The organism is Sorangium sp. So ce117 (genome assembly GCF_051524395.1).
GTDB classification, from domain to species: domain Bacteria; phylum Myxococcota_A; class Polyangia; order Polyangiales; family Polyangiaceae; genus Sorangium; species Sorangium cellulosum_B.
Genome location: NZ_CP150309.1, coordinates 3,025,672 through 3,036,736, shown reverse-complemented (window position 1 = coordinate 3,036,736; position 11,065 = coordinate 3,025,672). Strand labels below are relative to the sequence as shown.

Genomic DNA, 11,065 nt, shown 5'->3' with positions numbered 1-11,065 from the left:
GCCCGTTATGGCGCCTCGGTCGGCCCGCCGCGTCCTGGCGGGGCGTCGCCGTGCCGCCGGCCGCGGGCGCAGACGGGGCGCGCGTGAGCCCGAGTTCCTCCGACCGGAAGGCGCGCCGGAGAGACTGCGGAATTTCCACCCCACCGCATGGTGCCCGCGCCCGCATCCATGCATTGTCACGCCATGGATGACGACAACCTGCGCAGATGGTTGTGGACCGACGCGACCTCGAGCGCGTCGGACGATCCGGCAGGGGTCCTCCTGTCCGTGGAGCGGGACCACGTGGACTCGGTCTGGAGGGAGCACAGCCAGACCAATGTTCGCGTCCTGATCCGGAACGAGCAGCGCCCGGTGGACATGGAGGTCTTGCCGCGCCGGGTCGATGCGCCGTCGCGATGCACCGTGCCCGAGCTCCTCGCCCGCCACGAGCGCGTGCTCGTCGTCGGCGGGCGAGGCTCGGGAAAGACGGCGCTCATCGCGCGGCTCGCCGCGCGGGCCGCAGCAGACCACCGTCCGGGCACGCGGACGCTCGTGCCGTTCGTCGTCCCCGTATCGCTCCTCGACGACCCACGCTTGAGCGAACACACCATCGCGAAGCTCTCGCCGATCGGCGGGGTCGTGCTCCTTCGCCGTGCGCTCGAGGAGCGCCGCGCTCTCGTGCTCGTCGACGGGCTCGATGAGGCGAGATCCGGCGCGAGGAGGCTCTCCGAGTCGGTCGAGGCGTTCGCCGAGGCCAATCCGGGAAATCCGATGGTCGTCACGACGCGCCCGCGTCGCACGGGGATCCCGGGCTATACACGCGTGGAGCTGCGCGGATTCGTGACGGCGACCCTCTTGCCGCAGCCCTGCTCCCGCGTGGTCGCGGCGCATCATTTCTTGGCGCGACGGCATCCGGGGCGCCGCACGTCCTTGATCGCCTCCACCATCGACGCGCTGCTCGAGCGCTACGCCGGCGAAGAGCTCTCGCCCGACGCGATCCTGAAGTCGCTCGATCTGCGCGACCGGCGGCTCCTCTTCGGATCCATCGCCTGGCGCATGCACTGCGACCAGCTTGTCGAGCTCCCCGTGGAGCCGCTGGCCGCGCTCCTGCGACAGCAGTTGAACGGCGCTCGCTGGGTCGAGGGGCCGCGCCTCGTCCTCCGCAGGGCGGACGAAGAAGACGACGAAGAAGACATGGATGAGGATGAACACGGCGACAGCGACCGCGATCCCCAGGACGGCCCGCTCGATCGCGAAGCGGCCGGCGACGCCCGTGAGCTCGGAGAGCTCGCGCAGGACATCGACGGGATGGTCGAGCGCGTCGTCGAAGAGATCCGCCGGCACCAGGGATTGCTGATCGAGCCACGCCCCGGGTTCTTTTCGTTCGCGGACCTCTCCTACCAAGCGTACCTGAACGCGCTCGATCACGTCAGGATCGGCGCGCTCGACTTCCTCATCGAGACGCGAAACAATCCGTGGTTTCATGAGACCATCGTTCACGCAGCGGGCATACCGGAGGTGGACGCGGCCGCGTTCATTCGGGAGCTCCTCGAAGCGGATCGGGGTGAGCCGCCGGTGGCCACGCTGCTCGCTGCCCGATGCGCCGAGGTCGCCGGCGGGCGCCTCCCGACCCAGCTTCGACGCACGATCGCGCGGCGGCTCTCCGATGTGGTGCCAGCGCGTGATGCGTTCGACGTCGCGCGCCTCGTCGACGACATCGGCGAGGTCGCGGGTCCAGGGCTGATTCAAGCGCTCAGCTCCGCCAGCCCGAGCGAGCGGGCCTATACGGCGATGGCGCTCGGAGCCCTGCGCTATCGGCCCGCCTACGGCGTGCTGGTGCGGATGGCCGCCGACGATTCACCTGTGAACGAGCCGATCGAGTGCTGGCTCTGGGACGACGATCACCTCGTGAAAAATCAAGTTGTCGGCTGCTTCGCGCTCCTCTCGCTCTTCGACGTTGCGCTCGCCGTGCCGTCTGCAAGCACACTCTTCCAGCAGGCCCTCAAGCGCGTTCCACGCGGCGCGCTCGACTGCGTCTACAAGCTCATCGACTACCGACATGAGGTGGGGAGCACGAGGGCCTCCGAGGACGAGCCAATTCGCGATCTGGAGGCCGTCGATGTGCCCCTCGCCAAGATGCGCAAGGTGCTTGACCGCACGGGCGGGCCCTCGGAATGGCAGCCTCCGTAGTCGCGCCGTGAGAATGGCATTGCGACCGCGACCTCCGCATGCCCATGCCAGACCGGAGATGAGGTTCCGGTCCGCCGACTTCGGTCGCGCAGCCGGCGACCGAAAGGCCGACGACGGTAGGGTTTGAAGCGCCCGCCGAGGAGCTCGAGGCGGTGGTCCGCCGCATCGGCGAGAGCTACTTCGATTCGAGGTACGTTCGGTAGTGGTCCGGTTCGAGGATGGGGATCGCGTCGTTCTTCGTGACGCACGACATCCAGTACGGACCGGCGAGCCTCATGAACGCCTCGAACTGGGCCTCGGGCGTCGTCTCCTCGATGAAGTAGAAGAGCTTGTCGCGCACCATGTTCTCGATCTGGCTCTTCATCTCCTTGGGAAAACCCTTCGGGTCGCCCCAGAGGAAGATCTGTTCGCCGTGGCCGATGGCGCGCGTCAGGAGGATCTCGCCCTTGCCGTAGGCATCGACCGACGGGAATGCCGACATGGTCCGACCCGAGATCAGCTCGCGGAAGTTCGCGACGGTCTTCGTCCGTCCGGCGTCCTGGTAGAGGCCGAGACGGCTCTTGCGCGCCTCGTCGATGAAGCGCAAAAACCCCGGCCCCTCCTCGGTCCCCTCGAGGAACTCCTCGAAGTAGTCGAGCGCAGTCTGGCGCTCGGGGCCGAAGGGGAAGTCCATCAGCGCCCAGCTCTGGACGAAGACGCCGTCCTCGAAGGCCGGGTCGCTCATGAAGAGCCTCTCCAAGTCCTTCCAGCAGCGGGTCAGCGCCGGGTACTTGTTCTCCGCGACGCACGCGATGCCGAAGAAAAGGAGAAAGCGGTACGCACGCATGTACTCGGCGAAACCGGGCGGCCCCTCGATCCTCTCGGTAAGGAAGGCGTGAGCTGCCTTCACGTTCCGAAGCTGGTCGAGCGTGAAGCGCGACGGATCCAGATTGCCCGGCAGAATCGAGAGCCACGCGGGCTTCTTCTTCGCCATCGGGCCAGCGATAGCAGGCGGCGCGGCGGGCTTCCATCCCCAGCGCGGCGGAAAGTTCAGCGGTCCAGCCGCCGGGAGGGCCGCTGAACGCGCAGCCGGTCGATCGGACCGAGCCGAGTAGCCGACGCCGAGGAGATCGAGGAGAAGGGGCGGACAGCCTGCCGCTGATCGCCGCCGCGGCAGACGCCGTCGAGAACATGCTCGCCGCCGGATCTCGACCATCACCTCCTCGTGCAGGATGAACGGCCCCGCCGCGCCGGCCGCGACCGCCTCGCGCTCCTCGCCCGAGATCTGCTCGTCGTAGACCACGGGCGCGAGGCGGAACGCCCGCAAGACCGGGGCCTTCTCGTCGAGATCGGGAGCCATGAGTGCTCGTCCAGGCCAAGGACAAGTGCCGGCGTGGACACTTCTGGGTGCTCGTGGCCGACCGAGACCACGTGCTCTTCCGCTTCACGCCGCGTCACAACCAGGATGGCCCCAAGGAGTTTCTCCGCGGATACAAGGGCTACGTCCAGGCCGACGCATCGAGCGTCTACGACGAGCTGTTCCGGACCGAACAGGTCACCGAGGTCGGCTGCTGGGCCCATTGCCGCCGGCGCTTCTTTGAAGCGATGTCGTCGGACCGGGAGCGTGCGATGACGGCGCTCGGCTTCATTCACCAGCTCTTCGCCATCGACAAGGCGACCAAGGACCTGGCTCCCGGTCGCCGCACCGAGCAGCGCCGAAGAGCCACACGTCTGGCGACGATGGTGGGATGTGGAGCATCGCCAGAGGTGGACGAACCTGAAGCGGCCAGCGGCGAGGTCGAACTGCCTGACTCCCTGGACGAGTGCAACCGGGCATGTCGGAACGGACAGCAGGCGATGGAGCAGTTTTGCGCCCAGCTACCACCGGACCCTCGCTTGAGGGCGGGTTGCTGGGCGGCGGCGAAGGGTAGCTTGGTCGCGTGCCTCGGCTGGTGTTACTGGCACTACGGTACGTGAAGAGGATGTCCGCTTGACACCCTGCGGGAAGGGGCCGCAAGGTGCGTCCTATGCAGGACGACACTCCGCTCGAACCCATCGCAGAACGCCGCCTTTCGGTCGTGGGCGAGCCCGGTCGGGTGGTGACCGTGACCATCGGCAAGCCGGTGCAGAAGGCGTCCGGCGACTGGGCGTGCCCGGTCGATATTCAGGGATTTGGGGAAGCGGTGCGAGATTCCGCCTACGGTGTGGACGCCGTGCAAGCTCTACAGCTCGCCTTCGAGACGGCTCGTCACTCCCTCAAGAACTCTGGGCTTCCGGTCACCTGGTGCGACGGAGAGCCCGGAGAGACGGGATTCTCCGTCGCCGTGCCGTACATCTTTGGACGCACCTTCGAGGACAGGATGGAGCGGCTGATCGAGGAGGAGATCGAGAAGGCCGTGGAGGCGAAGAAGAAGGGGGCGCCCGGCTGAAGCCAGGAAGTGATGCTCGGCGCCTGGACCTCGATCGGTAAGGGACGCTATCGGCCTCAGCCGGGGGGCGAGCCTCGGCGAGCCCTGTGGGCCTGGCTCTGGTCGATCGCCTGGCACGAGGCGAGCCACTACCGGGGCAGGGCCTTCCGACGCCGGGAGGTCTGCATGGCCGACCCGTGGAGGGCCGGCCCCGAGCCGATCGTCAAGCACGCCTTGATCCTGATGGTGATCTGCTCCCAGGGAAGGGGCTGAGCTTCACCTGAGAGGGTTCGTCGCAGCTCACGATGCAGGTCGAATATGACGATCTGCTGGAGCGCATCTCCCGGCGCGACCGGGAATAGCTGATTGCGCATTCCCGTGGTCGCATAGACGCCGGTTTCTGGAGTGATCTTCATCCATGCCAAGGCGTGACAGTTGTCCTTGTCGTCGGCTCCAATGATGAATGATGGGGCGCTTTGGATGCACTTCCCCGCCTCCCTGAGCGCTTGGATCTCCATTTGCACTTCAATTGTCAACCACAAGGGGAACCGCCGCTTGTGGTCGGACCAGGACACGAAGAGGAAAGGGTCGAAGGGTTCATCCCACGGGACGGCTCCCTTCTCCTGGGCGTCGAAGAACGCATGGGCAGCGAACCACACATCTACGTACCAACTCAGCAGGTCCATGCCGCGGTACTTCTTATTCAGGTACCTGGAGTTGATGCGGAGGATCGGGAACCGGAACCGCTCGCAGAGTGCGTCCTTCTTCTCGTCGCGGCGCCTCTGCACCTCGGAACGATGGGATGCCCCGTCGAACTCGACCGCGAAGAGCGGAATGCTCTTCGCGTCTGCGACCACGAAGTCGAAGTGCGCCTGGAGGGCGTACCGGAAGAGCTCGGAGGGCAGGCCGCTACCCTCGATGGGCAAGACCTCTTTCAGTCCGACCTTGGGGCACACGCGGGCGCCGAACCCGCTGCACGTCTCCTGGAGCCTGGCGTCGGTAACCTTCTCGTAATCGTCGACCAGGATGGGCTTGAACGTCGGGGACTTCGACGAGTCCTTGGGCGAGGGCTCGGACATCCAGGGCCAGGCGGAGCTCGTGGAGAAGGACTACGCGCACATCCGGTGCCCCGACCATGGCGGCTCGACGATGGCCGAGCCGGACCCCGCGGAGGAGGGGAGCTTCTTCTACTCGTACTGCTGCGAGAAGCTCCAGGAGTTCGTCCACGCCGAGGGGGCTCGCTCGAGCTAATCGTGGCGCAGGTCGTCGATCCCGTTGCCTCACGGTTGCCACGCCGGGTGGGTCGTAGCGTCCCGTCCTGTCGCGCCCCGTCCGGTAGCCGATGGGGGCTAACCCTGCGGAATGACCTAGATTTACCTAGCACCCCCGGCAAGAATTGAACTTGCGACCTTCGGTTTAGGAAACCGCTGCTCTATCCACTGAGCTACGGGGGCAGGGGCGACAGCCGCTACGGGCGCCGGACCCTGGCACACCTCGCCTCACGCATCAAGCCAGATCCCCAGCCACGCCCTCGTCCAGCCCGCTCTTCCGCCGCGCCTCACCGGCCCGCGTTCCTCCGCCGGCCGCCATCCCGCGCTCTTCCGCCCTCCGCGCGCCTCGATCACTTCCAGACCTCGCCCCAGAGCGCCGCCCCGATCGCCAGCGCGCCCGCGCCCCGCATCAGCCCTGCCCGCAGCGCCGCCACGGCGCGCTCGCGGTTCCCCCGCACCACCCGGGCGATCTGCTGCGCCCCCCGGTAGGCGTGGGTCGGCCTCACCACCTCGACCTGCACCTCGTCCCCGAGGCCGAGATCGATCCTCTCCCCCGTCCCCTTCCCCCCGGCCCACGCAGCGCCGCTCGCACCGCCCTCGTCTCCCGCCGCCATCACCCCCGTCGCCCCCGCCTCGATCTCCGCTGCGATCCGCTCCGCGACCTCGTCCCCCGCCCCGCTCCGCTCCCGCGGCAGCTTCAGCACCCTCGCCATGTCCAGGGCGTCCAGCGCGCACAGCCCCGCCACCACGGCGAACCCCATCACCGCCACGAGGCGCTCCAGGTCGGGCGCCGCCGCCCCCGCCAGCCCCGACCCCAGCTGGAGCGCGACCGCGATCACCGCCGCCGTCGCCGCCCACACCGCCCGCCGATCCGAGAGCGCCACGATCGAGCCGGGGCGCGCCCGCCCGACGCGGTTCGCCGCGATCAGCACCACCGCGAGCGCCGGAACGAACGGCAGCGCGAACACGGCGCCGAACGCCGCGCCGATGATCATCCCTGCCGGCCCCGCCACGAGCCCGATGGTCATCCCGTTCACGACGCCGGCCACCACGATGGCCCACAGCGCCAGCACGCCCGCCACGAACGGCCCCCGCCGGGTCCACCTCCCCGGCGCGTCGACCCACGGCAGGCCGTCCGCCGGCGCATCGCCCGCGCCGAACGCCATCGATCCATCACCCCAGACGCCTCCGATCCGCGGCGTCAGGTAGTGACCCAGCAGCGCCGCGACGATCGGGGTCACACCCGCGAGCAGGAAGCGGGGCACGAGGTCGTCCATCTCGAGAACGTCGGCCGTGAGCCAGCCGCCCACGAGCCCGATCGCTCCGCAGGGGAGCACGAGCGACACGGGCGCATCAGGCGACATGGAATCGGACGTTGAACGCGGCATCTTGAAACCCTCCGGCTCGTTCGTTCCCCTTCGACGCGCAGGCCCTCGAGCAGCTTCCAGGTCCCTGGCGCGCCGCCCGACCTTCCATCATCTCACCACGGCGCTCCACGCGCACTGCACACGGTCCGCGCCATCAGCCCGGCCCCGCCTGCGGGTGCGGGTAGTGGCTGAGCGCCACCAGGTTCCCGTCGGGATCGCGCGCGTACATCGTGTAGGCGCTCTCCCGCTCGACGCCCACGCCGCCCGCGGCCAGCCGGCGGCGCCACGCCTCGCGCTCGGACGGCGCGATCCCCAGGGCGACGCAGTGCCAGCCTGGCGCCTCGTCCGCGCGCATCGGCCCGGCGGCGCCCGCCCGCTCCACGGCCAGAAAGGCGCCGCCCCCGAGCTCGAGCCACACCGACCGAGGCGCTCCGGCCTCGTCCGTCCAGCGCCGCACCACCGGCAATCCGAGGACGCCCGCGTAGAACGCCTCGGCCCGCACCAGGTCGCGCACGACCACGGCCAGATGATGGACCGACAGCGACGCTACCGTCCCGCTCATACAGCGCCCTCATTTCAGCGCCTTTCACGCGGCGACGCACCTGAAAAGCCACGCGGGCGCCGCGCGGCCGACGCCTCGCCGACGCCGGGCGCTCGATCGGCCGGCGCCGGGCGTTCGACGCGTTCGACGCGTTCGACGCGTTCGACCATCGGCGCGACCTGTCTTGCCCCGGCAGGGCGCCTCGTCTATGGTCCCGCTCGCGGACGCGCTCTGCCCGGGGAGTCGCACAGTCCGGTAGTGCACGAGCTTTGGGTGCTCGTTGTCGCGGGTTCAAATCCCGCCTCCCCGACCCTCTCCGACGATCCTCGCCCCTCGCGAGCCCGGCGGCCCGGGAGCCCGGTGACCCCGGCCCTGCGGCTCAGCTGGATCGCCGCTCGCGTCCCCATCGCATCCGCCATCGCCCCCGGCGCGCGCATCGAACTTGGCCTCCTCGGGTCCGCTGCGCATAGTCCCGCCGATGTCGACGCCCGTAAGACTCCTGCTCGGCGCATGTCTCTCCCTGTCCGTCGTCGCAGGGTGCGGCGGGCCGCAGACGGCCGCCCCGGCAGCGGCTCCGGCGCCGCGCGCGCAGAGCGCGGCGCCGCCCAAGCAGGCGGTGCCCGCCGGGCAGCTCGCCCGCGCCGACGTCGACCGGGTGCTGCTGCAGGGGCCGCCCTGGATCCTGCGGCGCGTGCCGGTCGAGGAGGTCGTCCGGGCGGGCGCGTTCATCGGCTGGAAGATCCTCGCGCTGCCCGCGGACTGGAGCAGCATCGAGCTCAAGACCGGCGATGTCGTCACCCAGGTCAACGGCACGACCCTGGAGCGCCCGGACGACCTGTTCGCGGCCTATCGCGCCCTGGCCAGCGCCAGCGAGCTCAAGATCACGTACGAGCGCGAGGGCGCCGCGCGCGAGCTCGTCGTGCCCATCGTCGGAGCCCCGTCCAAGGAGACCGTCGAGACCTTCGCGAGCGACAGCCCCCCGCGCCGCGCGACGACCGCCCGGCCGCGGGGAACGACGGTGATCGAGGAAGACGACGGCGGCGCGCCGCTCGAAGGCAGCGCGCCGTGAAGCGCGTACCGGCGCCGCGTGCCGCGCACCCATTGCGCGGCGCCGCGCCTCACATGTCGAAGGCGAGCCCCAGGACCCACGTCGAGGTGCCGACGTGCATCTGCGGGCGCGAGCCCAGCCCGTCGAGGTTCGCGAACATCCACTCGCCGAACAGGTAGGTGTGGTTGATGCCCGTCGTCTCATCGAGCTGGGAGGCCGAGCGGCGGTCCAGCCAGTTGAGCGCGAGCATCCCGCCGAACGCGAGGTGCGTGCCCCACGTGATGCCCTCGCCCCGGACGCCATCGGGCTTCGGCGTGACAGGGCCCGACGTCGAGGTCCATAACCCCATCCCCAGGCCCACCTTCGCGTAAGGCACGATCGGGACGCCCGTCTTGCGCATCAGCTCGTCGGCGCGGAGCACGGCGGACAGGTGCATCGGCATGATCGTGAGCGAGGTCTCCTCCGCCTCGGCCCTCTCGTCGCTGCCCGCCACGAAGGCGCTCGCCGACGCCGACGTGTACCCCCAGCCGAGCCCTGGGCCGATGGCGCCGACGTACGGGATCCGGAGCGGCAGCCAGTCGACCTCGACCCCGAAATAGAACTCCTGGCCGTCGCCGAAGGTCTTCCCGTAGGGGCCCGCGCCGGAGAACTCCTCGTCGACCTGGGGAGAGTACGGGGCGAAGCGGAGCTCGAACGCGAAGCTCTGAGGAGACGCATAGCGCTCCTCTCGCTGGATCCTCGAGCGATCGTGCTGCCGCCAGTCGCCCATCCCGGGGCTCGTCTGGGCGCCGGCGACGGAGGCGGCGAGGAGCGCCGCGCTGCCGGCGAGGCAGGCGGCCGCCTGATGACGGAGATGACAGCTCATTCGCTCTCCTGCGTGAAGGAACGCGCGTGCGCGTGGCGTCGACGACGACGGCTCCTGCGCAACAACCCGAGCGCCGCGCCGGCCGCGACGGCGGCGAGCGGCGCAGCGGCCCACCGGCCCGCCCCCACCGGCCCTTCGATGCTGCAAAAGCCCCCACCGGCTTGCCCACCGGCGTCCCGGTACTGCTCGAAGAACCCGTCGACGTCGGTCGCGGTCGCACAGGAGATCGCCGACAGCGGCCCGGCATTGCCCACCTGGTCATAGGCCGCGACGCCGACGACATACGACCTGCCGTTGACGATGTTCTCCGTGGCCTCGCCACGGCTGGCCCTCCCCACGCTGCCGCACCGCTGCGCGGAGTCCGGGATCTCCCCCGGCACCAGGAGCGACGACTGGCAGCCGGAGCTGCCGCCGCTCGTCGTTCCCCCGCCGGTTCCCGCCGCGCCGTCGCCTCCGCCGGCTGCCCCGCCGCCGGCTCCCGCCGCTCCGCCGCCTCCGCTGGCTGCCCCGCCGCCGGCTCCCGCCGCTCCGCCGCCTCCGCCGGCTGCCCCTGCCCCGCTCGAGGCAGGCGAGGACTGCCCGCCGTCGTCGCAGTAGAGATAGTAGCCGAGCACTTCATCGGCCTCGTTCTGCTTGTAATCGACGAGGATACGCCCATCGCCGGAGTGCGCTTGCACGTTCGTCGGCGGCTTCGGGCCCTGGAGGTCCACCTTGGTCTGCTCCCATTTCGCGAACTCCGGCTCGCTGTCGTCCGCGGAGGAGAGCCGCAGGAAGTAAACGATCATCTTGACCGCCTCGGTGCTCCCCCGCGACGTGACCTCGCAGTCGTCGGCGCCGAGGAGCTGCTTCGCGATCTCCTTGGCCGGCAGCGTGACGACCACCGTCTCATCCACGCCGGGCGTCACCGGGAGCCGCTTGCAGTAATCGCCGGGCTGGCGATTCTCGGCCTGGGTGCAATCCGTCGACTCGGTGACCCACACCTCGAGGCTATCGCTGCTCGTCGGGGTGGTCAGCGTGAGCGTGAGCTCCAGATCGTTGCCGGTGACGCAGTCCTCATGGCTGATCCAGAGGGGGTTCTGCGCGTCCGGGCGAGTGACCTTGGTGCGCACCACCTGGTTGCTGATGCTCACCGTCGCGCCGGCCTGGCGCGCGCCTCCGGCGAGCGCCGCCGCCGCGAGGGCCACCGCGCAAAGCCGGGGGAGGTGCCGACGCCCTCGCCGCCGGGACCGCACGAGATACCTTGTCGTGTCCATGGGCGCGTCCTTTCAGCACAGCTCGTACCACGCCGCAAATGCCTCGCACAGCCCTTCGAACGGCGCGGAAATCGTTCGTGCGCCCGCGTGCGCCCGCGCCGGATGCCGCGTCGAACGCGCCCTCGGAGGCCCCCGCGGTCCCGTCGGAGGCGTCCTTGGAGGCG

Annotated in this window: 11 protein-coding genes and 2 tRNA genes; 6 read left to right on the top strand and 7 right to left on the bottom strand. The window is 69.7% G+C overall.

Annotation, left to right across the window (positions count from 1 at the left end; translation table 11 throughout):
- Positions 1-183 precede the first annotated feature (183 nt).
- Positions 184-2,169: an NACHT domain-containing protein gene (locus WMF46_RS11550; RefSeq protein WP_437985660.1), complete on the top strand. Its 1,986-nt coding sequence runs from the start codon at positions 184-186 to the stop codon at positions 2,167-2,169.
- A 175-nt stretch (positions 2,170-2,344) separates the two neighbouring features.
- Here WMF46_RS11550 and WMF46_RS11545 read toward each other — a convergent pair whose 3' ends face one another.
- Positions 2,345-3,508, bottom strand: coding sequence for a hypothetical protein (locus WMF46_RS11545; protein ID WP_437985659.1), 1,164 nt, complete (start codon positions 3,506-3,508; stop codon positions 2,345-2,347).
- A gap of 2 nt (positions 3,509-3,510) precedes the next feature.
- Between WMF46_RS11545 and WMF46_RS11540 the strand changes: the two genes are divergently transcribed.
- Both WMF46_RS11540 and WMF46_RS11535 read left to right on the top strand, forming a co-directional pair.
- Positions 3,511-4,125 (top strand): IS66 family transposase, encoded by a 615-nt coding sequence (locus WMF46_RS11540; protein WP_437985658.1) that lies wholly within the window; start codon positions 3,511-3,513, stop codon positions 4,123-4,125.
- 50 nt (positions 4,126-4,175) lie between these two features.
- Entirely contained in the window at positions 4,176-4,577 is a 402-nt protein-coding gene (locus tag WMF46_RS11535) for a DUF6968 family protein (RefSeq protein ID WP_437985657.1), read from the top strand.
- Between the two features lie 128 nt (positions 4,578-4,705).
- Here WMF46_RS11535 and WMF46_RS11530 read toward each other — a convergent pair whose 3' ends face one another.
- The gene (locus WMF46_RS11530; protein WP_437985656.1) at positions 4,706-5,635 is read right to left on the bottom strand and encodes a DUF2726 domain-containing protein; all 930 of its coding nucleotides are present in this window, start codon (positions 5,633-5,635) and stop codon (positions 4,706-4,708) included.
- Between WMF46_RS11530 and WMF46_RS11525 the strand changes: the two genes are divergently transcribed.
- Positions 5,616-5,807, top strand: coding sequence for a hypothetical protein (locus WMF46_RS11525; RefSeq protein ID WP_437985655.1), 192 nt, complete (start codon positions 5,616-5,618; stop codon positions 5,805-5,807). The genes WMF46_RS11530 and WMF46_RS11525 overlap by 20 nt on opposite strands.
- Before the next feature lie 130 nt (positions 5,808-5,937).
- On the opposite strand, the gene WMF46_RS11520 is transcribed toward WMF46_RS11525, so the two are convergent.
- The 3 genes from WMF46_RS11520 to WMF46_RS11510 all read right to left on the bottom strand — a co-directional run bounded on the left by WMF46_RS11520 (position 5,938) and on the right by WMF46_RS11510 (position 7,756).
- Positions 5,938-6,010, bottom strand: a tRNA-Arg gene (locus WMF46_RS11520).
- A 167-nt stretch (positions 6,011-6,177) separates the two neighbouring features.
- Positions 6,178-7,191, bottom strand: a complete 1,014-nt coding sequence (locus tag WMF46_RS11515) for a hypothetical protein (RefSeq protein ID WP_437985654.1) — start codon at positions 7,189-7,191, stop codon at positions 6,178-6,180.
- A 157-nt stretch (positions 7,192-7,348) separates the two neighbouring features.
- Positions 7,349-7,756: a VOC family protein gene (locus WMF46_RS11510; RefSeq protein WP_437944121.1), complete on the bottom strand. Its 408-nt coding sequence runs from the start codon at positions 7,754-7,756 to the stop codon at positions 7,349-7,351.
- A gap of 215 nt (positions 7,757-7,971) precedes the next feature.
- On the opposite strand from WMF46_RS11510, the gene WMF46_RS11505 reads away from it, so the two are divergent.
- Positions 7,972-8,045 (top strand) — tRNA-Pro (locus tag WMF46_RS11505).
- Between the two features lie 168 nt (positions 8,046-8,213).
- On the top strand, positions 8,214-8,804 hold the full coding sequence (locus WMF46_RS11500) for a serine protease (protein WP_437551905.1): 591 nt from the start codon (positions 8,214-8,216) through the stop codon (positions 8,802-8,804).
- A gap of 49 nt (positions 8,805-8,853) precedes the next feature.
- Here WMF46_RS11500 and WMF46_RS11495 read toward each other — a convergent pair whose 3' ends face one another.
- Both WMF46_RS11495 and WMF46_RS11490 read right to left on the bottom strand, forming a co-directional pair.
- Positions 8,854-9,648 (bottom strand): MXAN_2562 family outer membrane beta-barrel protein, encoded by a 795-nt coding sequence (locus WMF46_RS11495; protein WP_437985653.1) that lies wholly within the window; start codon positions 9,646-9,648, stop codon positions 8,854-8,856.
- Positions 9,645-10,901 (bottom strand): hypothetical protein, encoded by a 1,257-nt coding sequence (locus tag WMF46_RS11490; RefSeq protein WP_437985652.1) that lies wholly within the window; start codon positions 10,899-10,901, stop codon positions 9,645-9,647. The genes WMF46_RS11495 and WMF46_RS11490 overlap by 4 nt, the downstream gene beginning before the upstream one ends.
- Positions 10,902-11,065 lie beyond the last annotated feature (164 nt).

Bases quoted from the DNA above. Each gene is read 5' to 3' on its own strand.
- WMF46_RS11550 (WP_437985660.1), top strand. From the start codon at position 184: ATGGATGACGACAACCTGCGCAGATGGTTGTGGACCGACGCGACCTCG.
- WMF46_RS11545 (WP_437985659.1), bottom strand. From the start codon at position 3,508: ATGGCTCCCGATCTCGACGAGAAGGCCCCGGTCTTGCGGGCGTTCCGC.
- WMF46_RS11535 (WP_437985657.1), top strand. From the start codon at position 4,176: ATGCAGGACGACACTCCGCTCGAACCCATCGCAGAACGCCGCCTTTCG.
- WMF46_RS11530 (WP_437985656.1), bottom strand. From the start codon at position 5,635: ATGTCCGAGCCCTCGCCCAAGGACTCGTCGAAGTCCCCGACGTTCAAG.
- WMF46_RS11515 (WP_437985654.1), bottom strand. From the start codon at position 7,191: ATGTCGCCTGATGCGCCCGTGTCGCTCGTGCTCCCCTGCGGAGCGATC.
- WMF46_RS11510 (WP_437944121.1), bottom strand. From the start codon at position 7,756: ATGAGCGGGACGGTAGCGTCGCTGTCGGTCCATCATCTGGCCGTGGTC.
- WMF46_RS11500 (WP_437551905.1), top strand. From the start codon at position 8,214: ATGTCGACGCCCGTAAGACTCCTGCTCGGCGCATGTCTCTCCCTGTCC.
- WMF46_RS11495 (WP_437985653.1), bottom strand. From the start codon at position 9,648: ATGAGCTGTCATCTCCGTCATCAGGCGGCCGCCTGCCTCGCCGGCAGC.
- WMF46_RS11490 (WP_437985652.1), bottom strand. From the start codon at position 10,901: ATGGACACGACAAGGTATCTCGTGCGGTCCCGGCGGCGAGGGCGTCGG.